General features: G+C 67.4%; 20 protein-coding genes. 12 read left to right on the plus strand and 8 right to left on the minus strand.

What is annotated here, in order from left to right; genetic code table 11:
• Nucleotides 1-95 precede the first annotated feature (95 nt).
• Nucleotides 96-935, minus strand: a complete 840-nt coding sequence (locus tag ASC93_RS00300) for a M15 family metallopeptidase (protein ID WP_056435266.1) — start codon at nt 933-935, stop codon at nt 96-98.
• A 57-nt stretch (nt 936-992) separates the two neighbouring features.
• Here ASC93_RS00300 and ASC93_RS00305 point away from each other — a divergent pair, with 57 nt between their 5' ends.
• From ASC93_RS00305 to ASC93_RS00315, 3 genes are all read left to right on the plus strand, one after another.
• Entirely contained in the window at nt 993-1,859 is an 867-nt protein-coding gene (locus ASC93_RS00305) for a hypothetical protein (RefSeq protein ID WP_157201686.1), read from the plus strand.
• 126 nt (nt 1,860-1,985) lie between these two features.
• A complete protein-coding gene (locus ASC93_RS00310) occupies nt 1,986-3,641 on the plus strand; it encodes a VRR-NUC domain-containing protein (protein WP_056435417.1) in 1,656 nt (551 codons plus the stop codon).
• Nucleotides 3,638-5,920, plus strand: a complete 2,283-nt coding sequence (locus ASC93_RS00315; protein WP_082547657.1) for an ATP-dependent DNA helicase — start codon at nt 3,638-3,640, stop codon at nt 5,918-5,920. Before ASC93_RS00310 ends, ASC93_RS00315 begins: the two co-directional genes overlap by 4 nt.
• Here the strand turns inward: ASC93_RS00315 and ASC93_RS00320 are convergent.
• The 7 genes from ASC93_RS00320 to ASC93_RS00345 all read right to left on the minus strand — a co-directional run bounded on the left by ASC93_RS00320 (nt 5,917) and on the right by ASC93_RS00345 (nt 12,664).
• Entirely contained in the window at nt 5,917-6,666 is a 750-nt protein-coding gene (locus tag ASC93_RS00320; protein ID WP_056435275.1) for a LytTR family DNA-binding domain-containing protein, read from the minus strand. The two genes, ASC93_RS00315 and ASC93_RS00320, sit on opposite strands and share 4 nt — an antisense overlap.
• 3 nt (nt 6,667-6,669) lie before the next feature.
• The gene (locus ASC93_RS00325; RefSeq protein ID WP_229412484.1) at nt 6,670-7,767 is read right to left on the minus strand and encodes a sensor histidine kinase; all 1,098 of its coding nucleotides are present in this window, start codon (nt 7,765-7,767) and stop codon (nt 6,670-6,672) included.
• An 11-nt stretch (nt 7,768-7,778) separates the two neighbouring features.
• Nucleotides 7,779-8,477: a DUF5668 domain-containing protein gene (locus ASC93_RS00330; protein ID WP_056435278.1), complete on the minus strand. Its 699-nt coding sequence runs from the start codon at nt 8,475-8,477 to the stop codon at nt 7,779-7,781.
• Complete coding sequence (locus ASC93_RS00335; RefSeq protein WP_056435281.1) at nt 8,467-8,841, minus strand: DUF5668 domain-containing protein; 375 nt, start codon at nt 8,839-8,841, stop codon at nt 8,467-8,469. The genes ASC93_RS00330 and ASC93_RS00335 overlap by 11 nt, the downstream gene beginning before the upstream one ends.
• Before the next feature lie 178 nt (nt 8,842-9,019).
• Entirely contained in the window at nt 9,020-9,190 is a 171-nt protein-coding gene (locus tag ASC93_RS31560; RefSeq protein WP_200958234.1) for a hypothetical protein, read from the minus strand.
• Nucleotides 9,191-9,231: 41 nt separating this feature from the next.
• Nucleotides 9,232-9,399: a hypothetical protein gene (locus ASC93_RS31565; RefSeq protein ID WP_200958235.1), complete on the minus strand. Its 168-nt coding sequence runs from the start codon at nt 9,397-9,399 to the stop codon at nt 9,232-9,234.
• A gap of 319 nt (nt 9,400-9,718) precedes the next feature.
• On the minus strand, nt 9,719-12,664 hold the full coding sequence (locus ASC93_RS00345; RefSeq protein ID WP_056435288.1) for a TonB-dependent receptor: 2,946 nt from the start codon (nt 12,662-12,664) through the stop codon (nt 9,719-9,721).
• Between the two features lie 226 nt (nt 12,665-12,890).
• Here ASC93_RS00345 and ASC93_RS00350 point away from each other — a divergent pair, with 226 nt between their 5' ends.
• The 9 genes from ASC93_RS00350 (at nt 12,891) to ASC93_RS00390 (ending at nt 24,143) form a co-directional block, all read left to right on the plus strand.
• Nucleotides 12,891-13,889, plus strand: coding sequence for an N-acetylmuramoyl-L-alanine amidase-like domain-containing protein (locus ASC93_RS00350; protein ID WP_082547658.1), 999 nt, complete (start codon nt 12,891-12,893; stop codon nt 13,887-13,889).
• A gap of 483 nt (nt 13,890-14,372) precedes the next feature.
• On the plus strand, nt 14,373-16,352 hold the full coding sequence (locus tag ASC93_RS00355) for a nucleoside-diphosphate sugar epimerase/dehydratase (protein WP_082547659.1): 1,980 nt from the start codon (nt 14,373-14,375) through the stop codon (nt 16,350-16,352).
• A 44-nt stretch (nt 16,353-16,396) separates the two neighbouring features.
• Nucleotides 16,397-17,725, plus strand: a complete 1,329-nt coding sequence (locus tag ASC93_RS00360; protein WP_056435291.1) for a nucleotide sugar dehydrogenase — start codon at nt 16,397-16,399, stop codon at nt 17,723-17,725.
• Between the two features lie 9 nt (nt 17,726-17,734).
• Nucleotides 17,735-18,796, plus strand: a complete 1,062-nt coding sequence (locus ASC93_RS00365; RefSeq protein WP_056435294.1) for a Gfo/Idh/MocA family protein — start codon at nt 17,735-17,737, stop codon at nt 18,794-18,796.
• Nucleotide 18,797: 1 nt separating this feature from the next.
• Nucleotides 18,798-19,403 (plus strand): acyltransferase, encoded by a 606-nt coding sequence (locus ASC93_RS00370; RefSeq protein WP_056435297.1) that lies wholly within the window; start codon nt 18,798-18,800, stop codon nt 19,401-19,403.
• A 14-nt stretch (nt 19,404-19,417) separates the two neighbouring features.
• The gene (locus ASC93_RS00375) at nt 19,418-20,551 is read left to right on the plus strand and encodes a DegT/DnrJ/EryC1/StrS aminotransferase family protein (protein ID WP_056435300.1); all 1,134 of its coding nucleotides are present in this window, start codon (nt 19,418-19,420) and stop codon (nt 20,549-20,551) included.
• 23 nt (nt 20,552-20,574) lie between these two features.
• Nucleotides 20,575-21,792, plus strand: a complete 1,218-nt coding sequence (locus tag ASC93_RS00380) for a lipopolysaccharide biosynthesis protein (RefSeq protein WP_229412485.1) — start codon at nt 20,575-20,577, stop codon at nt 21,790-21,792.
• A 10-nt stretch (nt 21,793-21,802) separates the two neighbouring features.
• Entirely contained in the window at nt 21,803-23,074 is a 1,272-nt protein-coding gene (locus ASC93_RS30290; protein ID WP_157201687.1) for a hypothetical protein, read from the plus strand.
• Entirely contained in the window at nt 22,980-24,143 is a 1,164-nt protein-coding gene (locus tag ASC93_RS00390) for a glycosyltransferase family 4 protein (RefSeq protein WP_082547660.1), read from the plus strand. Before ASC93_RS30290 ends, ASC93_RS00390 begins: the two co-directional genes overlap by 95 nt.
• The last annotated feature ends 15 nt before the right edge of the window (nt 24,144-24,158 follow it).

Below are 24,158 nucleotides of genomic sequence, written 5' to 3' on the forward strand. Positions count from 1 at the left end.
TTTGCTCGGAGAGTGGTGAATACCATCGGCAATACTGGCACTATTTCCCAATCGAAAATTTGAGATGAGACAACGCTCCGGAAACCCGTCCGCGATCAATGACGCATCACACCGCGCATCCGCAGCTCGGTATGGCCGAAATCCATCATCGTCCAGCGTCCGCCCCAGGTCAGGCCCACCGATTCAGCGACCTCGCCGTAGAGCTGGTATCCACGCATGGCCCAGGGATCTTTTTCCGAGATCACAAGCTTGCCGTCCCGCCAGAACGCGCAATCGGCCGCCAGGCCGTACTGGTGCCAGCTCTGGAATGCGCGCGCGTTCGTCACCTGCGTGCCCATGCCCGCCAGAATGTCCTGGCGCGCAGGGCTGCGGTAGCCTTCCAGCAGGGCCATCTCATAACCGTATTTCTCTTTCATGATCTTGAAAACCAACAACAGGCGCTGGCTGTACTCCGGCCGCATGAGACCCCAGTTGCGGCTGGCGTCGACCAGCATCGGACGCACCAGTTCCACTTCGCGCGTGCCGAATGCGAGCGGCGGCAACGCGGCCGGCGGCACCAATTGCTCGCCCTTGAGCAGCGCGGCGACCTGCGCGTCGACGACGGTGTCGGCGGGCTCGTAATCCGGCAGCATGTCCGGCCGACGCATCAGCAACGCGAGCAGCGTGGGAATCAGCACGAGCGGCACGCCGACGGCGAGCCAGGCCCAGTGCCGGCGCAACATCTTGCGGCTGTCGTACAACACGCCCCGCGCGCCCGACCAGGACGCCTGCAACGTCGCATTGCCGCTGCGCTGCCAGCCGCCCACGCGCCACTGCAGGCGGCGCTGCAACATGCCAAGAACCTGCAGCACGGATGCCCTCCCGCCCGGGAACAGGGCGAGCCAGATGAGGCTGCAGGCCAGGCAAAAGTACAAGAATGCGACGAAGATCAGCATCGGCTTCTCCGGTTTGTTTCTAATTGGAACTAGTTTTCCAATCTTAGGAGTAACGCGGTGCGCCCTACAGATGAAAATCAATCCGGCTCCAGACGTCCCAACCTGATGTCGTCGTCGCGGCGGCCTGGCGGCGAAATCAATATCCTGGCCATGCTGGACGGCCAGGCGCCCGGCCGGCGGCTCCGCGCCCTGCCGGCCGTATTCTGGTACGGCGCCGCGGGCGTACTGGCCTGCTCGCTGCTCGTCGTGCTGGCGTGGCTCGTACGCGGCGCGACGCCGGCCCGGAACGCGGAGGCGGCCGGCGCGGCGCAGGCCGCCCTGCGGCCGGAAACGGCGCGCCCCGGCACGGCCGCCACCACCCGCGACGCGGCGGGCGACGGTCTCCACGTCACCCTGCCGAGCATGCATGCGGCGCTGGCCGGGGAAACGCCCGCGCCCGCGTCCGTGCCGGCACCGCCGCAAACAGCCGAGCCGCCGGACACAACAGTGCCGGCAACCGCACGCGGCGCCGTCATCGTCGATGTTGCAGCGGACGCAGCGCCTCCGTCCACATTGGCCGCAACCGCGGCCGCACCGGCGCACGCCGCCGCCGGCGCGACATCACGCTCCCAGCCAGCCGCCGCGGGCCACACGCCGCCGCGGGCCACGGCCCTGGCCATCCCGCCGGCACGGCCGCAGCCGGGTTACCGCGCCGTGCCGCCCCAGACGCCGTTGCTGGCGCATGGAGAGGCGGCGCCGCCGCGCCAGAAACGGGCCGCGGCCGCATCCAGGACGAGGCCGCCGCCAGCGGCGGTCGATACGGACGTCGCCCTGATCTCGGCCATCCTCCAGCACGCCGGCGCCGACAGCGGCGCCGCCGATGCCGCGGGAACGTCCGGCTGTGCCGACAAATCCTGCAACCCGCGCTTGCCATCCCGACAATAGAACCGTAGCGGCGCCGCCGCACCGGTGCGGAAAACCACGCCGCGCGCCGCCGTGGCACCAAAACTGCTGGGCCATCGTCGCCGCCACCGTTATACTGTACAAAAGTACAGTTGGCGCGGTATGACGATGATCAGAGTGCTGGAAAACGAGTTTTATTATCTGGATAACTTCCAGCGCGTGCTGGACTGGATCGCCGAGCGCTACGCCGACCTGCTCATCGACGACGAGCACGCGTTCATCGCAGCATTTCCCCGGCTGCCGCGGCCGGCGCGCGCGCTGTTCGTCCGGATGGTGATGCGCAAGGGCACCTTGTTCCGGGCCAGCAAGCTCAACTATGCCGAGATCGGCTGCCCGGTCGAGGCCGCGCGCGCCCTGCTGCCCAGCGGATGGATCGAGTCCGATCCGGTCCTGACGCTCGACGAATTGTTCGGCCTGTTGGCCAAGCCGGAGCTGGCCGAGGCGTTCGGGCTCACGGGCGCACGCAAGAGCGCGCGCAAGGCCGACCAGCTCGAAGCGCTGCGCGCCGACGCCGCCCATGCCGCGGACCGCCCGTTCTCGCAGTGGTATGCCGGCTGCGGCGACCTCGCGCTGCGCCTGCTCGTGCAACCGCTGTGCGACCGGCTGCGCCTCGTCTTCTTCGGCAACCTCGCCCAGGACTGGACCGAGTTCGTGCTGTCCGACCTCGGCCTGTTCCGCTACGAGCGCGTGGAATTCTCGCCGGCCTCGCGCGGGTTCCGGGCGCGCCAGGACATCGATCATTACCTGCAACTGCACGCCTGCAAGGAACGCTATTACGGCGGCGAACCGGCGCTGGATGTGCTGGCGGACGTGCCGCGCCACGCTTTCGGCAACGACTGGCTCGACAGCCGCCGCGAGCGCCTGTTGTTCCAGCTCGGGCAACTGCTCGAAAAGGAAAGGGACTGGGACAACGCGTACGCCGTGTACGCGGACTGCCGCTATCCGGGGGCGCGCGGACGCGCCATCCGCGTGCTGGAAAAGCACGGGAAATTCGACGAGGCCCATGCGTTGTTCGAGACGGCGCAGCAAGCCCCGGAAAGCGAAGCGGAACGCCAGCACCTGCTGCGTCTCGGTCCGCGCCTCGCGCGCAAGCTGGGGCACCTGACGCGCCCCGCGCGCCGCGCGACGCCGGCCGCGCGGCTCGACCTGTGCCTGCCGCTGCCGGGCGGAGAATGGCGTGTCGAAGGCGTCGTGCTGGAGCACCTGTGGCGCGACGACGCGCCCGTCTACTACGTCGAGAACACGCTGGCCAACACGCTGTTCGGCCTCCTGTGCTGGCGCGCCGTCTTCGCGGCCATTCCGGGCGCGTTCTTCCACCCGTTCCACCGCGGCCCGGCCGACCTGTTCGCGGCCGATTTCTACCAGCGCCGCAAGGACGACTTCGAAGCCTGCCTCGCGCTGCTGGACGACGGCCGCCACCGCGCCGCCATCCTCGCGACATATGACGAGAAGGCCGGCCTGCAATCGCCGTTCGTCGCGTGGGACTGGCTCGGGCGCGACCTCATCGAACTGGCCCTCGATTGCATTCCGGCCGCGCACCTGAAGCTGTGGTTCCGCCGCATCCTGCAGGACGTGAAGGAAAACCGCACGGGCTTCCCCGACCTGATCCAGTTCTGGCCGGGCGAAGCGCGCTACGACATGATCGAAGTGAAGGGCCCGGGCGACCGCCTGCAGGACAACCAGCTGCGCTGGATCGACTACTGCGCCGCGCACGGCATGCCGATCACGGTGTGTTACCTGCAATGGGAGCAGGCCGCGGCATGAGTGAAAACGACAGCGGCGCGCGCTACGTCGTCGCCGTGCGCGCCCTGTGCGAATTCACGGCCAAGCAGGGCGACCTCGATCTGCGCTTCACGCCCTCGCCCACGGCGCAGGAAGGCATCGCCGGCCATGCCGTCGTGGCGTCCCGGCGCGGCGAGCAATACCGCAGCGAGGTGACGCTGGCGGGCGACTGGGGCCCGCTGCACGTGCGCGGACGGGCCGACGGCTACGACCCGGACCGGAACCTGATCGAAGAAGTCAAGACGTACCGCGGCCAGTTCGCGAGCATCCCCGACAATCACCAGCGCCTGGCATGGGCCCAGCTGCGCGTCTACGGCCATTTGCTGTGCGGGCAGCTCGGCATGGACGAGGTCAACCTGGCGCTGGTCTACTTCGACATCGGCAGCCAGCAGGAGACCGTCCTGCGCGAGACCCGCACGCGCACCGAACTCGCGGCGCTGTTCGACGATCAATGCCGCCGCTTCGTCGCGTGGGCCGGCCAGGAACTCGCGCACCGCACGGCGCGCGACGCGGCCCTGACGACGTTGCGCTTCCCGCATGCGGACTTCCGTCCCGGCCAGCGCCAGCTGGCGGAAGCGATCTTCCGCGCGAATGCGAACGGACGCAGCCTGCTCGCGCAGGCGCCGACCGGCATCGGCAAGACCGTCGGCACGCTGTTTCCGGTGCTGAAGGCGGCGCCCGCGCACGGCCTCGACAAGGTCTTCTTCCTGGCCGCCAAGACGCCGGGACGCCAGCTGGCGCTGGACGCCGCGGCCACGCTGACATCCGGCGCCACGATCCCGCTGCGCGTGCTCGAACTGAGCGCGCGCGACAAGGCCTGCGAGCATCCGGACAAGGCCTGCCACGGCGAATCCTGCCCGCTCGCCAAAGGCTTCTACGACCGCCTGCCGGCCGCGCGCGAGGCCGCCGCCCACGTGCCGATGCTCGACCGCGCCGCCCTGCGCGACATCGGCCTCGCGCACGACGTCTGCCCGTACTACCTGGGCAGTGAAATGGTGCGCTGGAGCGACGTCGTCGTGGGCGACTACAATTACTGGTTCGACGGCGGCGCCATGCTGTATGCGCTGGCGCTGGAACGGGGCTGGAAGGTCAGCGTGCTGGCCGACGAGGCGCACAATCTCGTGTCCCGGGCGCGCTCGATGTACACCGCGACCATACAACGCGGCGACCTGCGTGCGGCCCGCGCCGTCGCGCCGCCATCCCTGCACAAGGCGCTCGACAAGGTCAAGCGCGCGTGGACGGACGTGGGCAAATCCGCGCCCGTGCCCTACCAGGTGCTGGACGGCCTGCCCGACAAATTCCTGAACGCGCTGCAGGGCGCCGCCAGCGCCATCACGGAACACATGGCTGCGTTCCCGGCGCCGCTCGATCCCGCGCTGCAGGACTTTTATTTCGCCGCGCTGCAGTTCGGGCGCCTCGCCGAATCGTTCGGCGACCACTCGCTGTTCGACGTCGCGCGCGCGAATTTTTCGGGACATGAACGCGATACGACGCTGTGCATCCGCAACGTGGTGCCCGCCCCGTTCCTCGGCCCGCGCTTCGCGTACGCCCATTCGACGACACTGTTCTCGGCCACGCTGAGCCCCTGGCATTATTTCGCCGACCTGCTCGGCATGCCCGCGGACACGGCGTGGGTCGACGTCGATTCCCCGTTCAGCGCGAGCCAGCTGGACGTGCACGTGGCGCACGGCATCTCGACGCGTTACCAGGAACGCGCCGGCTCGCTCGCGCCGATCGCGACGCTGATGGCGGACCAGTACCGCGCCCGGCCCGGCAACTATCTCGCGTTCTTTTCCAGCTTCGACTATCTGCAGCAGGCCGCGGACCGCTTCGAACGCGAGCATCCGGACATCCCGGCGTGGCGCCAGGCGCGCCGCATGAGCGAGCCGGAACGGGCCGAGTTCCTCGCGCGCTTCGTCGCCGGCGGCTGCGGCATCGGCTTCGCGGTGCTGGGCGGCTCGTTCGGCGAAGGCGTCGACCTGCCGGGCGAGCGCCTCATCGGCGCGTTCGTCGCGACCCTCGGCCTGCCCCAGGTCAACCCGGTCAACGAGCAGCTGCGCCGGCGCATGCAGGCGATGTTCGGCGCCGGCTACGACTACACCTATCTCTATCCCGGCATGCAGAAGGTGGTGCAGGCGGCCGGCCGCGTGATCCGCACGGAGCAGGACCGCGGCGTCGTGTGGCTGATCGACGACCGCTTCGCGCGGCCGGAAGTCCAGGCCCTGCTGCCCGCGTGGTGGCATGCCGGCCAGGCAGCTTAACGCATCAGGTCCCGGACTTTCTGGTAGCCGCTGCGGCTGATCGGGATGCGCGCGCCGGACTTGAGCACGGCGCAATGGCCGTCCTTGCCCGTCGGCTCGATGCGCGCGATGGCCGCCAGGCTGACGATGTACGAACGGTGCACGCGCAGGAAGGCCTGCGGATCCAGCTGGCTTTCCAGTTCGGCCATGCGCTGGTTCTTCAGCCACTGGCGGCCTTCGGCGAAGAATGCGACGTAATCGTCCTGGGCCTCGACGTAGTCGATGCGCGCGACGGGAATCACCTGCACGCGCGCACCGTCGCGGATCAGCACCCGCTCGATCGGCTGGTGGCGCGCCTGGGCATCGCTCACCAGCGCACGCATCGCCTCGTCGCCCGGGATCGCGGACGCCGGCGCGGCCAGCCGGTCGCGCGCATGCGCCAGCGCCTGCGCGAGGCGTTCGCGGGTGAACGGTTTCAGGAGATAGTCGAGCGCATGGACGTCGAACGCGCGCAGCGCGAACTCGTCGTAGGCCGTGACGAACACATAATGCGTCTTCGCACCGGCCAGCTCGACGACTTCGAAGCCGTCCAGCTTGGGCATCTGGATGTCGAGGAACGCGAGATCGGGCGCCAGCTCCGCGATCGCCTTCACGGCCTCGAAGCCGTTGGCGCATTCGCCGACGATCTCCACGTCGGCGTGCGGGCCCAGGTGTTCGCGCAACACGGCGCGCGCCAGCGGTTCGTCGTCCACGATGATCACGCGCATGCGTCAGGTCCCTTCCATATCGGTTGCGGCGTGCGGCTCGGCGGCCGTGACGGCCGGCAGCGCCAGCTCCACGACGAAGCGGCCGTCGCGGCGCGCCCAGTGCGCGCTGGCCTCGTGGCCATGGGCCGCGGCCAGGCGCTGGCGCACGTTGACGAGGCCCAGGCCCGTGCCGCGCGCACCGCCGGCGCCGTCGGCATCGACGTCGTTCTCCACGCGGATGCGCAGGATCGATCCGGCGCGCGCCGCCTCGATGCGCACGCGGCCCGTCTCGACCATCTGGCCGATGCCGTGCTTGATGGCGTTTTCCACGAGCGGCTGCAACAGCATCGGCGGCAGCAGGCAGGCGCCGGCGGCCGGATCGATGGCGGCCTCGAAGCGCAGCCGGTCGCCGAAGCGCACCTGTTCGATGGCGACGAAATGGCGCACGAGCTGCAGTTCGTGGTCGAGCGTGACCTTGCGGTCGGCGCGCAGGCCCAGCGTGTGGCGGAAGAACTCGGCCAGCTGCACGGTCATGTCGCGCGCGGCCGCCGGATCGAGCGACGTCAGCGCACTGACGGAATTCAGGCTGTTGAACAGGAAGTGCGGATCGACCTGGGCGCGCAGCATGCGCAGCTCGGCATCCTGCGCCATCAGCTTCATCTGCAGGCGCTGCGTTTCGAGCTGGCGCACCCGTTCGGACTCGATGAGCAGATAGTTCACGGCGGCCGCCAGGCCGTACAGGACGATGCCGAGGCCGAACATCGACGCGAGCACCGGGGCGCTTGCGACCGGCAGGTAACTCTCCGGCGCCAATGCGGTCAACAGGCTGTTCCACGCGGCGCCGATGGCGCACCACAGCGCCGCCGCGCAGGCCGCCGTCATGCCGATGCCGGCGGCGATCGCGGGCGGCCGGCGCCGATCGAGCGGATACGCGCGGCACACGTAATAGGCGGAAAAGCCGGTGGCGTACGCGTACACGAGGGCCAGCGGTACGGCGAACGCCAGGCTCGCGCCCCAGCCCGCGCCGCTGACGGCCAGCATGGCCGCGAGCAGCAGGCCCAGCATCAGCCAGGCCAGCAGGTAGAGCAGCGCCGCGCGCCAGTTGGCGAAGACCCCGTGCACCGGCGGCGCCTCTAGTTGCGCACTTCCACGCCACCCATGATGGCGTAGCCCGTGATGACGAGACGCTTGCTGCCGTCGGGCGGCCTGACGGTCTTCTCCGAAAAGCCGCCCATCAGCGGGGTGCCGTTCAGGACGACGGTCCAGTCGGGGGGCACCTTGATGTTGATGCCGCCCCAGATCGTGAAGACGTTGATCACGGCTTCCTTGACGATGGACGCTTCGCGCAGGTCGAGCGCGCAGCCGCCCATCACGGCCGTGATCTCGCCGCCGCGGAAATCCTGCGCGCTGACGCGGCGCTCGAAGCCGCCCAGGACCGCGACGATGTCGACGACGTTGTCCAGGCCGGCCCCGGCCACGGCGGCGGAGCGCGCCACCCGTCCCGGGCCGAGCGAGCGGAACAGCACGAGGCCGCCCAGCGCGATCATCACCAGCGGCCACAGCGTGCCCCAGCTGATGTAGAAGAACCCGAGGCGCCCGAGGATCATCAGCACGCCGACCGCGATCAGCACGCCGCCCATGTAATTGCCGCTGCGCGGCCCGTTGCCGAACAGCGCGGCGCAGCCGGCCACGATGAAGACGAGCGGCCAGAAGCCGATCGCGTGGCGGAAATTCAGGATGTCCAGGTTATCGAGCAGGAACAGGACGCCCATGCCCACCACGAGCAGGCCCAGCACGACCTGGCTCGACGCACGGTTCGTATTATTTTCCATGGCCGTTCCCTCCCTTGGCACCGAAGCGGCGCTCGGCGATCGGCCGGATCGCCATCGTGATGCCGCTGATGATGATGAACAGCGGCCAGCTGTTGCGGAACGTGAGGCCCCACAGGCCTTCGAGCACGGCGAACAGCCACAAGCCTATGAACACGGTCCACAGGCCGTTGGAAAATTCGCGGGCACTCGGGTAGCCGATGGTCTGGTTGATGCCCACCACGACCAGCAGCAGCGGCGCGTAGTGCCACAGCGCGCGGACGTCGAACACATCCATCTGGTCCAGCAGGAAGGCCACGCCCAGCCCGACCAGCACCAGGCCCCACAGCACCTGGCGCCGCAGGTGGTAGGAAGCTTCGCTATTCATGTTACCTCCGGGTTGTCGTCGAATCGAATGACGACACGATAACGGAGATGCGCCCGGCGGGGGAAGCGCTTTTCGGCCAACGGCGGCGCGGTGCCGGTGAACGGCGCAAAAAAGCCCGCCATGTCGCCATGGCGGGCTTGCGGGAAGCGGGTGATGCGGCGGGCGGATCAGGCCATGATCACGCGGCCGCGGCGGCCGGCGCGCGCTGGCCCTTCTGCTGGTTGCGGTATCTGGCGCGGGCGGCGGCGATCTTGAGGGCTTCGCGCGCGATGTTCATCTTGTGGATTTCCTCGCGCTCTTTCTTGCCGCGGTGCTGGGCGATGTGTTTGCTGCCGATCTTGGCGGTCATGGGCTTCTCCTGTTCGGTGACGGTCAAACTGCAAATCGTTTTCAGGAACGGGAGGTGCCGATCCGGTCATCCGCCGGCATCAGCATGCCCCAGCCCAGCTGGCGCCGGATTTCTTCCGGCGTCGGCGGCGGCTTCGTATCCTTCGAGCGGCGCTCGAGGTATTCGCGCACGAGATGCTTGGGTGGATGGTTCGTCGTAGTCGTAGACATGGCAACCTCCGCTTCCGGTGAGGCCGGCGCGTTCGCGGCTCGATGACCGCGGCGCCGCGCCGGCGTGGGAATCTGGTGCCGATCCTCGAGGCGACCGGCTGACCTGTCGAGGTGGTTGGCTGCCTGCGGAAGATCGCTGGTGCCTCACTCGACGCCTCCATCGTAGCCGGGTGGCGGGGATGCCGACCGTTAGGTGCCGCACACTGTTCGCCCCCTTGAGTTCCAGTCCTACAAACCGCCTTCAACTGCGCCTACGCGACAACGCGGAGCATGAAAAAAAGGGGCCCGCAAGCCCCTTCTGCATGCCGTCACGACGCCTTCAGAACCGGTATGTCAGCTTGAGGTAGAACTGCCGGCCGCTGACGTCAAGCTTCTGCTGTTCCTCCTCGCTGTAACGATAGTAGGCGCGCTTCACGTCGGTCAGGTTCGTCGCGTCGAACGCGAGCACCAGATCGGGCGTGACGTTCCAGCTGGCGTTGAAGGCCAGCGTCGTCACCGGCGCGGCCATCGTCGGCGCGGTGGGCATCAATACGCCGTTGACGCTGTACAGGCCCTGGCTGTTGGCCGTCGGCGCCGGCGCCGTGGAGCTGTTCACGTATTCGCTGCGGTAGTTCGCCACGAGGCGCAGCGACACCTTGTCGTTCTCGAAGTAGCCGCCCAGGTTCGCGGCCCATTCGGATGCGCCGACCATCGGCCGGCCGTCGTCGACCTTCGTGTGCGCGCGGCTGATGTTGCTGGTGAAGCCGAAGCCCGTCGTCCCGATCGGCTGCTCGTACGCCAGTTCGAGGCCCGCGATGTGGGCGCCCTGCTGCTGCGACGTCTGCACGGCGTACGTCTTCATCGCCTGCGCCGCCGAATCCCACAGGTCGATCGTGGCGCCGCCGGACGTGCCGGTCTTCGCATAGCCCTGGATGCGCGAGTAGAACAGGTTCACCGCGACGAGCGAGCGGCGTGCGAAGTACCAGGCCCACGACGCGTCCAGGTTGTCCGCCGTGAGCGGCTTGATGTCCGGGTTCGGCCCCGTCACGCGGCAACCCTGCGCGTCGCACGTGGGCGAACCGAAGCCGGCGCCGAGCAGGTTGTAGTTCTGGCGGCCCACCGTGCGGCTCGCGCCGAGGCGCACGATCTGCTCCTTCGTCAACTCGTAGCGCAGGTTCATGCTGGGCAGCCAGTTGTCGAAGCGGCGGTCGGTCTTGATGAAGTAATAGGTGTTGCCGGTGTTGTTCTTGAAGGCCTCGTTGTCGTAATACGGTTGCAGGTCGCCCGAGTTCGTGATCGCGTCCGGATAGGCCGCACACGGAATGGCCGGCTGGCCGGGCGCGGCGCGCAGGCAGACGCCGGCCGGGATCGGCGTCGGGATGTCGGCGTTGATGCGGGTCTGCACGAAGCGCAGGCCGACGTTGCCCGACCAGCGCTCGCCTTCCAGATTCGCCATCACATAGCCCGCGCTCTGGCGCTCGCGCATGTGCAGCTCGGACGCGATGCGGCGCTCGTAGTCGTCGGTGGTCGTCTTGGTGGCGCCCTGGAAGTAAGCCATCAGCACGGCGGGATCGAACGTATAACCCGTGTTGTCCCAGCCGGCCGGACCGTCGAGGCCCGCGCCGAAGTTGGATGGCCACGGCACCGTGCTGGTCGGCGCGCCGATCGTGATGTCACGGTTGTGGAAGGCCGGATAGCGGCGTGCGCTGTCGCGGTGGTGGTCGGCGTAGCGCAGGCCGCCCGCGACCGACTGGAGCCAGCCCTTCGCGACGCGGTACTCGCCGTCGATCTGGCCGCTCGTTTCGCGGTCCGTCGTCTTCAGGCCGGAAATCGTGCGCACCACGAGCTGGTCCGGCTTGATGCCGGTGCCGTAGTACTTCACGTACGGCGCGTTGTCGACGCCGGCCAGCGCATACGACACGCCCGTGCCGAAACTGGCGTAGGTCAGGCCCTGGTCGAAGTCGGTCTTGCCGACGCCGCGCGTCGTCGACAGCAGCGTCTTCAGGGTCAGGTCCGGGTTGACGCGCCACTTGCCGTCCAGGTCGAGGAAGGAACTGGTGGCACGCGCGCCCTGGCGATAAAAGCCTTCGGAGTTGCCGATGTACTGGGGCGGCGTCCCGTCCGGGAACATGATGTCGGCGCTTTTCAGTACGCGCAGCTGGTCGCCGTACATCGTCGTCTCGGTCACGATGACGGGGTTGCGGATCGAGGCGAACACCTGCTGGCCGTTCGAGTTCGTGTTCGGCGCCGACGCACCGGTGGCGCCGTCGGGCAGCGAGGCTTTACCGAGCAGCATGCTGTACATGGCGCCGGCCTTGAGGCGGCCGTAGTTCGGCGCCTTCAGCGTAGACGTAAAGCCCGTCATGGTGACGTCGAGGTCCTGGTTCGGCTTGAACTCCAGCGAGAACATGCCGCCCTTGCGGTCGCGCACGCCCTCGACGAACTCCGTGCTCATCGAACCGGGCAGGCGCACGCCGTTCAGGTCCGCGGCCTTGTAGCCGCTGCCGGCCAGCGACGCGTCCGTGATGCCCTTCATCGTGGCCGTGTTGATGACGTCCCAGCCGCTGCTCGTGCCGTAGGCGAGGCGCGACGCGGAATCGCGGCGGATGTAGCGCTTTTCCGCGAAACCCTGGACGATGAAGCCGAACGTGCCGGCCTCGTTCTTCCAGTTGACGGACGCGTTCAGGTCCGGTGCCGTCTTGCCCGGCAACGTGGCATAGCTGGCACCCGCGCTGACCAGGCCCGCCAGGCGTTCCTTCTGCGCCAGGGGTTTGCGCGTCGTGACGTTGATGGTGCCGGCCAGGCCGCCGTCGACGATGTCGGCTTGCGACGTCTTGTAGACGATGGCCTGGTTCAGCACCGACGAGGGCATCAGCGACAGGCTCGTCGACCGGCTGCTCGACGCCTGGTCGGCGATGTACCAGTCGCCGCTGCTGACCGTGTGGCCGTTGAAGACGATGAGGGACATGTCCGGATTGGTGCCGCGCATCGCCACCTTTTCCGCTTCGTCGTAGTCGGTGCGGACGGCCACGCCGGGCAGGCGCTGCAGCGAGTCGGCCAGGTTCTTGTCCGGCATCTTGCCCACGTCCTCGGCCGTGATCACTTCGACGTTGGCGGTGGCGTCGCGCTTGACGGCCAGCGACCTGGCCATCGACGCGCGGATGCCCGTCACTTCGACTGTCTGCATCGGGGCGCTGCCGGCGTCGGTCTGGGCCAGCGCGGGCGTGCCCGCCACGGCCAGCCACGCCATCGAGACAGCGGCCGCGAGCGGCTTCTGCTTCAACATTTCTCTCTCCTCCATTTATCGTCGTAGGGCCGGTGTATCCCGGTCGCGCGCTCAGTATTGACGATGACAAAGTGGTTGGATAATGATTACTGTTGAAGAATCTATAACTTAAAGGAATGCTCGTCCGTGCGGATCACGCGGGGTCATACCCGTATGAATAATTTCATTTTGACAGCATCATTCGGCCGGGTTAGCGTAGCGGTTTATTGTCCCTCCAAGGAATGCCATGCGTCGTACCCGCGCGCCGTCCGCGCTGTTGATCCCCACCCTGATCGCCCTGCTGGGCGCCGGTTGCGCGACGCCGCCGGCCGCGCCGCCCACGATCGCCGCCGACGCCGTTCCCACGGCGCAGGCCTTGGCCACGGAACCGCTGGAAACGATCCTGGCGAAGCCGTTGTACCGCATGCATCCCGTCGAGGCGGGCCGTTACATCGCCTGGGTGCACGAGGCCGAACCCGACCTGCGCAAGCGCATCGCCGCGATCGCCCGCAAGAACCTCGGCCAGCCCTACCGCCTGAACCTGCTGGGCGAATTCCCTTACCAGGTGCACGACGATTTGCCGATGTTCAGCCTTGACCACAGCGATTGCGTCGTATTCGCGGAACACACCTACGCGATGGCCCTGTCGCAGTCATGGGAAGAATTCTTCTGGATGCTGCAGCGCATCCGCTACCGCGACGGCATCATCGGCGTGGCCACGCGCAACCACTACACGGAAATGGACTGGAACGTCGCCAACCGCTGGCTCGTCACCGACATCAGCGCCGAACTGGCCGGCCAGGACGGTCCGGCCTACACGATGACGATCGACCGTGCCCGCTTCCTGAAGACGCGCCACCACACGGACGTGAACGTCCCCGTCGAAACGAGCCGCCAGGCCTATGTGCCGAAAGAGCGGGTGGCCGCCATCGCGAGCCAGCTGCGCGAAGGCGATCTCGTCAACGTGATCTCCACGCGCGACGGCCAGTACTGGGCATCGCACGTGGGCCTCGTCGTGCTGGGTGCCGACGGCCAGCGCCACTTCATCCATTCGTCCGACCCGCAGGTCCGCGAGGAAACGTTCGAATCGTATATCGCGCGCGCCGCCGCCCGCGAAGAACGCAACCGCCAGGCGGGCAAGAACGGCCAGGTCCTGGCCGGCTTCAAGTTCCTGCGCCTGAACGACGACATCGTGGTGCCGCCGATGGCACCGCAGCCGCGCCCGGGCCATCCGGCCGGCGCCTGAGCCTCCCCGTCCGGCGTGCGGCCCGCGCCCGCCGGACGGACATCCCCCGCCTCCCTTCCCGACGCCTGCGCCGCGACGGCATGACCACGCCGTCGTGGGTCGCCGGCCATTCCGTATTTCCCGTTTTCTCTAAATCTATTTCCAAAAACTAATTCGTTGTTCGCAATTACGAATTACGCCTAGATATATTCCTCAATTCAATTTCCTATTTTTATGTTCGCGTCATTCGCGACAAATTCCGTTTAGGCGGTTGAGCATGGTCAAACCCGCATTTCATATACGCCGGGATAATAAACTTACTCAGCAATATTTAATCTAACTGGCGGCACATTCCATCCACCGATCGATCACCCCGGAAACAAAATCGCACGCTCGATAACCCGTTTGTTTTTACCGACGGATATTCATCTTCGCCAACTCACGCTGCGTTCCAGAATCATGATCAAGCTAAATCAAGCGCTTATCAGTCGATTTTGCTCCAGAATGGTATCTCTGCATCGCACGACGAAAATCGCGCTGATGATCTCGGCTGATCTGATCGCACTGCCCTTCTGCTTTCTGATCGCAATGCTGCTGCGCGGCGGCGATCTGAAACTGGCATCCCATTTCGGGCCGGCCTCGTATATTCTGGTCGCGGTCGTCACGATCGCCGCATTTTCCGTTTCCGATTTATATCGTGCCGTCATTCGTTTCATCGACCAGCGTTTATTGAGCGTCACCGGCATCGCACTGGCCATCGCCATTTTATGTGCCTATGCCGTCACGTTCTCGATCAAGGAAGAAAACTTCCCGCGCAGTGCATTGGCCATTTACTGGTTCATCGTATTTTCGTATGTCATCGCGTCGCGGCTCGGCGTGCGTAATTTCCTGCGCAACCAGCATGCCGACCGGCGCAGCGCCACCGAAGTGGTCGCCATCTACGGTGCCGGCGAGGCCGGCGCACGGCTGGCGCAGGCGATGCGCAACAGCGACGAATACCGCCCGGTCTGTTTCTTCGACGACAAGCACGCGCTGAACGAACGCAACATCGGCGGACTGCGCGTGTTCCATACGGACCGCCTCGTCGAGATCGTGGGCGCCATGTGCATCCGCTCGATCGTGATCGCCATCCCGTCCGTGTCGCCGGAGCGCCTGCGCGACATCATGCAGCGGCTCGCGCAGGCCGGCATCAGTACCAAGATCCTGAGCCGCCTCGTCGATCTCGCCGACGACAAGGCCACGCCGCGCGAAACCATCCGCGACCTCAAGTTCGAAGACCTGCTCGGCCGGCCGCCCGTGCCGCCGCGCCTCGACCTGTTCGCCCGCTGCGTGCACGGCAAGACGGTGCTCGTCACGGGCGCCGGCGGCTCCATCGGCAGCGAGTTGTGCCGCCAGATCGTCACCCTCGGGCCGACCCGCCTGCACCTGCTCGACCACTCGGAGTTCGCGCTGTACACGGTTCGCCAGGAGCTCGCCATCCGCTTCCCCGACATCCCCGTGGAGGCGCACCTGGGCTCCGTCTGCAACGCCGACCTCGTCGAACGGATCCTGCGCGCGGGTCCGGTCGACACGATCTACCACGCGGCCGCGTACAAGCACGTCCCCCTCGTCGAGACGAACATCGTCGAAGGCCTGCGCAACAACGTGCTGGGCGCCCAGGTGGTCGCCAGCCAGGCGGCCCGGCACGGCGTCGAGACCTGCGTGCTCATCTCGAGCGACAAGGCGGTGCGGCCGACCAACATCATGGGCGCCAGCAAACGCATCGCGGAACTGATCTTCCAGGCCGCGGCGGCGCGCCACGGGTCAGGCAACCACGCGCCCACGACGTTCTGCATGGTCCGCTTCGGCAACGTGCTCGGGTCGTCGGGCTCCGTGATTCCCCTGTTCCAGCGCCAGATCGCGCGCGGCGGCCCGCTCACCATCACGCATCCGGACGTGTCGCGCTACTTCATGCTGATCCCCGAGGCGGCCCAGCTGGTGATCCAGGCGGGCGCCATGGCCAAGGGCGGCGACGTGTTCGTGCTCGACATGGGCGAACCGGTCCGCATCGTCGACCTGGCGCGCACCCTGATCGCCCTGTCCGGCCTGACGGAAAAGTCGCCGCAGAATCCGGACGGCGAGATCGAGATCCGCTACGTCGGCCTGTTCCCCGGCGAGAAACTGCACGAGGAATTGCTGACGGACGGCGTCGTCTTCCCGAGCGACCACCCCCGCATCATGCGCATGAAGGAAAACGCCCTGCGCCCGGGCGTGCTCGACACCTTCATCACGTGCCTGATGATGGCCTGCGAGACCCATGAGCGCGCCATGATCGAGGCGATGGTCAAGGCCATCGTCACCGAATACAGCCCCAACCGACCGACGGTGGAGCCGGCCGCGGCCCCCGCCGCGGCGGCCACGTCCGCGACGACCGCCGCCGCGCCGCTCGCGGCGCCGCCGCAGCGACTGCGCCTGATCAAGAGATTCGTGCCGTTCCGGATTTGATGACGGCGCGGCACCTTCCACCCACCCGTTTGGCGAGGACACACATGCGTGACGAAAGCAAACCGGCCTGTCTCGAACAGCTCACCACCCGGCTGAGTGAGCGCACCGCCGTCATCGGCATCATCGGCCTGGGCTACGTCGGCCTGCCGCTGACGCTGCGCTATGCCGAAGCGGGTTTCCGCGTGCTCGGCATCGACATCGACGGCGCCAAGGTCGAACGCCTCAACCGCGGGGAAAGCTACATCAACCATATCGCCGCCGCCGACATCGTCCATGCGCGCGACCGGGGCTTCGAAGCGACCACCGACTTCAGCCGCGCCGGCGAACCGGATGCGCTGATCATCTGCGTGCCGACGCCCCTCAATGCCTACCGCGAACCGGACCTGTCCTTCGTCCTCGGCACGACGGACGCCCTGGTGCCCTTCATGCGGCCGGGCCAGGTGCTGTCGCTGGAAAGCACCACCTATCCGGGCACGACCGACGAAGAGCTGAAGCCGCGCCTGGAAGCGCGCGGATTCACGATCGGGCAGGACGTCTTCCTCGTGTTCTCGCCCGAGCGCGAAGACCCGGGCAACCCCGACTTCCATACCCGCACGATCCCGAAAGTATGCGGCGGCGTCACGCCGGCCTGCCTGGAAGCGGGGATCGCGCTGTACAGCCCGGCGATCGACCGCGTCGTGCCGGTGAGCTCGACCCGTGCGGCCGAACTGACCAAGCTGCTGGAAAACATCCACCGCGCCGTCAACATCGGCCTCGTGAACGAGATGAAGATCATCGCCGACCGCATGCAGATCGACATCCACGAGGTGATCCGCGCCGCCGCCACGAAGCCCTTCGGCTTCACGCCCTACTACCCCGGCCCCGGGCTGGGCGGGCACTGCATCCCGATCGACCCGTTCTACCTGACGTGGAAGGCGCGCGAATACGGCCTGCACACGCGCTTCATCGAACTCGCGGGCGAGATCAACAGCGACATGCCGCACTGGGTCGTGGGCAAGCTCACGGACGCGCTGAACCGGCGCGGCAAGGCCGTGATGGGCAGCCGCGTGCTGGTGCTGGGCATCGCGTACAAGAAGGACGTCGAGGACATGCGCGAATCGCCGTCGGTCGAGCTGATGGAAATCCTGCGCGACAAGGGCGCCGTCGTCGACTACGCCGATCCGCACGTGCCCGTGTTCCCCCGCATGCGCGAGCACCACTTCGACCTCAGGAGCGTCGAGCTGACCCCGCAGCGGATCGCGTCCTACGACGTCGTGCTGGTGGCCACGGCGCACAGCGCCTTCGACTTCGAACTGGTGCGCCAGTATGCCGGCCTGATCGTCGATACCCGCGGCGTCTATGCGTCCCCGTTGCCGAACCTCGTCAAAGCCTGAGGAGCCACCATGCGCCAGTATCCCGCTCCCATCACGGACCGCAAGATCCGCTTCGCCCTCGTCGGATGCGGCCGCATCGCCGCCAATCACTTCGAGGCGCTGCGCCAGCATCAGGACCGTGCCCAACTGGTCGGCATCTGCGACGTCGACCCGCGCGCCCTCGACCGCGCCGTCGGGGCCACCGGCGCGTCTGCCTACACGAGCCTGGAGACGATGCTGCGCGATTGCGCGGCCGATGCCGTCGTCGTCACGACGCCGTCCGGCCTGCATCCCGAGCAGGCGATCCGCATCGCGCAGGCGGGCCGCCACGTCATCACGGAAAAGCCGATGGCCACGCGCTGGGAGGACGGCAAGCGCATGGTGGCGGCCGCCGACGCGGCCGGCGTGCGCCTGTTCGTCGTCAAGCAGAACCGCCGCAACGCCACGCTGCAGCTGCTCAAGCGCGCCGTCGACAAGAAGCGCTTCGGCCGCATCTACATGGTCAACCTGAACGTGTTCTGGACGCGTCCCCCCGAGTACTACCGGAGCGCCGACTGGCGCGGCACGTGGGAATTCGACGGCGGCGCCTTCATGAACCAGGCCAGCCATTACGTCGACCTGATCGACTGGATCGTCGGCCCCGTCGAGAGCCTGCAGGCCTATACGGCCACGCTGGCGCGCGACATCGAAGTGGAGGACACGGGCGTGCTCAGCGTGCGCTGGCGGAACGGCGCCCTCGGCTCCATGAACGTCACGATGCTCACCTACCCGCGCAACCTGGAAGGGTCGATCACCGTACTGGGCGAGCACGGGACCGTGCGCATCGGCGGCGTCGCCGTCAACGACATCCAGCAGTGGGAATTCGCCACGCCCGACCCGGACGACGCGCTCGTGACGGACGCCAGCTACCAGACGACGTCCGTGTACGGCTTCGGTCATCCGCTGTACTACGACAACGTGATCCGCGTGCTGCGCGGCGAGGCCGAGCCGGAAACGGACGGCCGCGAGGGCCTCAAGTCGCTGGAAGTGCTCGTGGCCGCCTACATGTCCGCGCGCGACGGCAAACGCGTCGCCCTGCCCCTGGAGTACTGACATGAACCTCAATGAAACCCAGGCCGTCCATTCCAGCGCCATCGTCGACGCCGGCGCCGTTCTCGGACCGGGCACCCGCGTGTGGCACTTCAGCCACGTGTGCGGCGGCGCCCGCATCGGCGCCGACTGCTCGCTCGGCCAGAACGTCTTCGTCGGCAACGACGTCGTGATCGGGAACGGCGTCAAGATCCAGAACAACGTGTCCGTGTACGACGCCGTCACGCTCGAGGACGACGTGTTCTGCGGTCCCAGCATGGTGTTCACGAACGTCTACAACCCGCGCGCCGGCATTGTGCGCAAGGACCAGTACCGCCGTACGGTGGTGAAGCGCGGCGCCAGCATCGGCGCCAACGCCACCATCGTCTGCGGGGTGACGGTCGGCCGCTTCGCCTTCGTGGGCGCCGGCGCCGTCGTCAAGCGCTCCGTGCCGGACTTCGCCATGATGGCCGGCGTGCCGGCGCGCCAGATCGGCTGGATCAGCCGCTTCGGCGAACGCCTCGCGCTGCCACTGTCCGGCAATGGCGAAGCGGCGTGCCCGCACACGGGCGACGTCTACCTGCTGCGCGACGGGACCTGCATCCTGCTGCCGGCTTCCCCTCAACCATGATCCCTCCGACCACCATGGAATTCATCGACCTCAAGTCCCAATACCAGGCTTCACGCGACCTGATCAACGGGCGCATCCAGGCGGTCCTCGACCACGGCCAGTACATCATGGGGCCGGAAGTGGCCGAACTCGAGGAACGCCTGGCCGCGTACACGGGCGCACGCCATTGCATCACGGTCGCCTCGGGCACCGAGGCACTGCTGATCGCCCTGATGGCGCTCGGCGTCCGACCGGGCGACGAGATCGTCACTACGCCGTTCACCTTCATCGCCACGGCCGAAGTGATCGTGCTGCTGGGTGCCGTCCCCGTGTTCGTCGACGTCGATGCCCGCACCGGCAACCTCGATCCGGCCCTCGTCGAAGCGCGCATCGGTGCGCGCACGCGCGCCATCATGCCCGTCTCGCTGTATGGCCAGCCGGCCGACATGGACGAGATCAATGCCCTCGCGGCCCGCCACGGCCTGGCCGTGATCGAGGATGCGGCCCAGAGCTTCGGCGCCGACTACCGCGGCCGCAAGAGCTGCAGCCTGTCCACGATCGCCTGTACCAGCTTTTTTCCCAGCAAGCCGCTCGGCTGCTATGGCGACGGCGGCGCGCTGTTCACGAGCGACGACGACCTGGCGCGCGCCATGCGCGAAATCCGCGTGCACGGCCAGAGCCGGCGCTATGTCCATACCCGGGTCGGCGTCGGCGGCCGCATGGACACGCTGCAGTGCGCCGTCGTGCTGGCCAAGCTCGGCCTGTTCGACTGGGAACTCGCGCAGCGCCGGCGCGCGGCGGCCGCGTATGACGCGCTGCTGGAAGGCAAGGTCGATCTCGTCGGCCGCGGCACCGACCGCGCCAGCGCATTCGCCCAGTACACGGTGCTGGTCGAGCGGCGCAACGACGTCCAGCACGCCCTGCAGGAAGCCGGCATCCCGACGGCAGTCCATTATCCGGTACCGATCCACATGCAGCCGGCGTATGCGCACCTGAGCGGAGGCGCGACCTGCCCAGTGGCGCGCTCCCTGGCCGACAGGGTCATGAGCCTGCCGATGGGGCCGTACCTGCCCGATGAAGACATCCGGCGCGTGTGCGCGGCCCTGCTCGAGGCCGTCGATATCCCGGCGCCGGCCGCAACGTCGGCAATGGCGGCCATGTCCGTATGAGCCTGCCGGGTTTCTGGAGACACGTGGCAACGGTCCTGGGCGGCGCACTCGGCGCCCAGGCCCTGCCCCTGCTGGTTGCACCGCTGATCACGCGCATGTGCACGCCCAGCGAGATGGGCGCGTTCGCGGTGTGGCTCGGCGTCGTCGCCGTGTCCGCCATCGCCGCCACCCTGCGTCTCGAAACCGCCATGATCCTCGACCACGAGCCGGAGCAGCAGCGGGTCTGCTTTTCCGTCGTGTTCTATTCGGCCACCACGACCGCCCTGCTCGTCTCGCTGTGCGCGCTGCTCGCCCATGCGCTCGGGCTGCCCGCGCTGGGCGGCCAGTCGTGGGGCGCGCTGCTCCTCGTCGGCGTCGGGACCTGGCTCACGGCCTACACCCAGACGACGCTGGCCTACGCGACGTCGCACAAGGCCTTCGGCAAGGCCGCGCGCGCCAAGGTCTGGGGTGCTGCCACCATCGCGCTCACCCAGCTGCTTCTGCTGGCCGCCGGCGCCGGCGAAGCGGGCCTGCTGATCGGCCAACTGATCGGCCTCGCGGCCGGCCTCGTCGCGGCGACCCTGCTGCTGCATCCGCCGCGTCCGCACCTGGCGCTGCGCCTGGACCGCGCCGCGCACGCCTACCTGCACCGGCACCAGAAATTCTGGCGCTTCTCGCTGCCCTCCAACCTGCTCAATGCGCTCGTCGGCCAGATGCCCCTGTTCCTGATCGGGATGCGCCACGGCGCCGTGGCGGCCGGCCTGTACGCGCTCACCCAGCGCGTGCTGGCCGCACCCGTGTCGCTGCTGGCGGCCTCCGTGCTCGAAGTGTTCAAGCGCGAATCCGTGCACGAGTTCCAGACCCTCGGCCATTGCAGCCACGCATACCGCTATACGTTCAAGGCCTTGTCGATGCTGGGCGCCGGACCGGCCCTGGCCCTGCTGCTGTTCTCGCCCGCCCTGTTCGAACAAGTGTTCGGCGCGTCCTGGCGGCCCGCCGGCGAGCTGGCGCAGATCCTCGCACCGCTGTGCTTCCTGAATTTCATCGCGAGCCCGCTCAGCTACGTGTTCTTCGTCACGGGCAAGCAGCAGGTCGACCTGCTGTGGCAGATCGCGCTGTTCTTCACGACGCTGGGCGCGTTCCTCATACCGGGGACGCTGCACGAGAACGTGCTGTGGTACGCGATCGGCTATTCGGTGCTCTACCTGGTGTATCTGCACATGTCATGGCAGATCTCGCAGAACCGCCTGGCCACGGCATGAAGACCTCGATATGAAGACCACCTACAGCGCCGGCACTTCCGCACGCGAACAGCTGCTGCTGAATTCCGCGTTCTTCCTGCTGTTCCCCGGCTTTTTCTACTACCACACGCTGCTGGGCACGGGCACGACGGGAGCCTTCCTGGGCGGCTATTTCTCGCCGGTGTCGCTGGTCTATATGCTGCCGCTGGCCGTGGCCTATTACAAGCGCCTGCGTCGCGATCGATGCCGGCTGTCGTCGATCGACATGCATTACGGCCTGTTCAATGCCTACTTCATCGCGGTGATCGTCGTGAACGCGGCCGCCGGCGCCACCCTGGCCATCGTCGCGCACCACGTCGCGGGCATCCTGTTCATGGTGAACACGTTCTTCCTGTTCGCGCTCATCGACTTCGACCAGCGGCAGTTCCGCCTGATGGGCCTGGCCAGCCTCGCGGCCATGAGCGCGATCGTGTTCACGTTCTCCGTCAACGGTGTGTTCTTCCTGGGCGCCCTCGGCATGGCGAAGGACGCCGACGCCCTCGCCACCTACCAGGGCTTCTCGCGTTCCTACCTGATGACGATCCTGCCCGTCCTGGCGTACACGCGCTCGCTGCCGCTGCGCCTGGTCCTGTACGCCAGCGGCGCCGCCACGCTGTTCGTCAACACGGCACGCAGCGAATTCGCGGCGTTGCTGTTCGCGATCCCCATCGTCGAATTCTATTTTTCGCGCCACAAGCTGGTCTTCCTCGGCCTCGCCGTCATCGCCACGTTGCTGATCTCCGCACACATGGACGAGATCATCGCCGCGCTGCCCGACAACCGCATCCTCGAGCTGCTCGACCTGTCGCAATCGACGTCGGCCAACAAGCGCCATCACCTGACGGTGTACGCCGAACACACCATCGCCGCCCATCCGCTGCTGGGCGACTACGCCAGTTATACCCTCGGCTATTACTCGCACAACGTGCTCTCGGCCTGGGTGGACCTGGGCCTGTTCGGCTTCGTCTATCTCCTCGCGCTCACGGCGCTGCCTGCCGTACCGATGTTCTTCAAGGAGTATTTTGCCGGCCGGCGCCGACCGGAATTCATCCACGGGTTCGCACTGGCCTGCGTGACCCTCCTGCTCCTGATTTCGTCCCACTACTTCACCGACATGCTGATCGGAGCCACGCTCGGCGCTTACTCGCAATACCGGTACGAGAGAAAACATGGCAAATATCGTCCACCTGACCTCAGCCCATCCGCGCTACGACACCCGGATCTTCATCAAGCAGTGCCGCAGCCTGAACGAACGGGGGCATGACGTCACGCTGGTGGTGGCCGACGGCCTGGGCGACGAAACCATCGACGGCGTATGCATCGTCGACGTCGGCCGGCCCGCCGGCCGCATCGACCGGATCCTGCGCGCCACGCGGCGTGTGCTGCGCGCGGCGCTGCGGCTCGACGGGGATGTCTACCAGCTGCACGACCCCGAGCTGCTGCCGGCCGGCTTGCGCCTCAAGCGCAACGGCAAGCGGGTGATCTTCGATTCCCACGAAGACGTGCCGACGCAGCTCCTCGCCAAACCGTATCTCGGCAGGGTGTCGCGCCTGACGCTGTCCCGCGCCTTCCGCCTGTACGAGGACTACGCGTGCCGCCGCTTCGACGGCCTGATCGCGGCCACGCCCTTCATTCGCGAACGCCTGGCGCGGCTACACCCGCACACGGTCGACATCAACAATTATCCGCTGCTGCAGGAATTCGACGCGCCACCCGACTGGGACCGCAAGGCGCCGGAAGTCTGCTACGTGGGCAGCATCTCGGCGATCCGCGGCATCCGCGAACTGGTGCGCGCCTGCGAACTGCTCCATTCGCCGGCCCGGCTGGCCCTCGTCGGCACGTTCTCCGAGCCCGCGCTGGAACGCGAGATCGCGCGCTTCCCGGGCTGGACGCGCGTGCAGGCGCACGGTCATCTCGACCGCATCGGCGTGCGCCAGGTCATGCAGCGTGCGATGGCCGGGCTGGTGACCTTGCATCCCGTCGTCAACTACCTCGACGCACTGCCCGTCAAGATGTTCGAGTACATGGCCGCCGGCCTGCCGGTGATCGCCTCGCGTTTTCCGCTGTGGCAGGACATCGTCGAGGGCAACCAGTGCGGCGTCTGCGTCGATCCGGGCAATCCCGCCGCGATCGCCGCCGCGATCGACCACTTCTGCCGCCACCCGCACATCGCGCGGCGCATGGGCGAAAACGGACGTCGTGCCGTCCACACCCGCTACAACTGGAGCAGCGAGGCCGACAAGCTCGCCGCGTTTTACGACGCGGTGCTGCCGGACCCGGCGTCCCCGTCCCGCCAGCGCCACGGGAACGGCGTGCACGCGGGCTGTCCCTAGGCCATGACGGCCGCC

Source organism: Massilia sp. Root335 (assembly GCF_001425685.1).
Classification (GTDB): domain Bacteria; phylum Pseudomonadota; class Gammaproteobacteria; order Burkholderiales; family Burkholderiaceae_D; genus Telluria; species Telluria luteola.

Excerpts from the sequence above, each read along its gene's own strand:
- ASC93_RS00300 (WP_056435266.1), bottom strand. The coding sequence starts at position 935 with ATGCTGATCTTCGTCGCATTCTTGTACTTTTGCCTGGCCTGCAGCCTC.
- ASC93_RS00310 (WP_056435417.1), top strand. The coding sequence starts at position 1,986 with ATGATCAGAGTGCTGGAAAACGAGTTTTATTATCTGGATAACTTCCAG.
- ASC93_RS00315 (WP_082547657.1), top strand. The coding sequence starts at position 3,638 with ATGAGTGAAAACGACAGCGGCGCGCGCTACGTCGTCGCCGTGCGCGCC.
- ASC93_RS00320 (WP_056435275.1), bottom strand. The coding sequence starts at position 6,666 with ATGCGCGTGATCATCGTGGACGACGAACCGCTGGCGCGCGCCGTGTTG.
- ASC93_RS00330 (WP_056435278.1), bottom strand. The coding sequence starts at position 8,477 with ATGGAAAATAATACGAACCGTGCGTCGAGCCAGGTCGTGCTGGGCCTG.
- ASC93_RS00335 (WP_056435281.1), bottom strand. The coding sequence starts at position 8,841 with ATGAATAGCGAAGCTTCCTACCACCTGCGGCGCCAGGTGCTGTGGGGC.
- ASC93_RS31560 (WP_200958234.1), bottom strand. The coding sequence starts at position 9,190 with ATGACCGCCAAGATCGGCAGCAAACACATCGCCCAGCACCGCGGCAAG.
- ASC93_RS31565 (WP_200958235.1), bottom strand. The coding sequence starts at position 9,399 with ATGTCTACGACTACGACGAACCATCCACCCAAGCATCTCGTGCGCGAA.
- ASC93_RS00345 (WP_056435288.1), bottom strand. The coding sequence starts at position 12,664 with ATGTTGAAGCAGAAGCCGCTCGCGGCCGCTGTCTCGATGGCGTGGCTG.
- ASC93_RS00350 (WP_082547658.1), top strand. The coding sequence starts at position 12,891 with ATGCGTCGTACCCGCGCGCCGTCCGCGCTGTTGATCCCCACCCTGATC.
- ASC93_RS00355 (WP_082547659.1), top strand. The coding sequence starts at position 14,373 with ATGGTATCTCTGCATCGCACGACGAAAATCGCGCTGATGATCTCGGCT.
- ASC93_RS00360 (WP_056435291.1), top strand. The coding sequence starts at position 16,397 with ATGCGTGACGAAAGCAAACCGGCCTGTCTCGAACAGCTCACCACCCGG.
- ASC93_RS00365 (WP_056435294.1), top strand. The coding sequence starts at position 17,735 with ATGCGCCAGTATCCCGCTCCCATCACGGACCGCAAGATCCGCTTCGCC.
- ASC93_RS00370 (WP_056435297.1), top strand. The coding sequence starts at position 18,798 with ATGAACCTCAATGAAACCCAGGCCGTCCATTCCAGCGCCATCGTCGAC.
- ASC93_RS00375 (WP_056435300.1), top strand. The coding sequence starts at position 19,418 with ATGGAATTCATCGACCTCAAGTCCCAATACCAGGCTTCACGCGACCTG.
- ASC93_RS30290 (WP_157201687.1), top strand. The coding sequence starts at position 21,803 with ATGAAGACCACCTACAGCGCCGGCACTTCCGCACGCGAACAGCTGCTG.
- ASC93_RS00390 (WP_082547660.1), top strand. The coding sequence starts at position 22,980 with ATGGCAAATATCGTCCACCTGACCTCAGCCCATCCGCGCTACGACACC.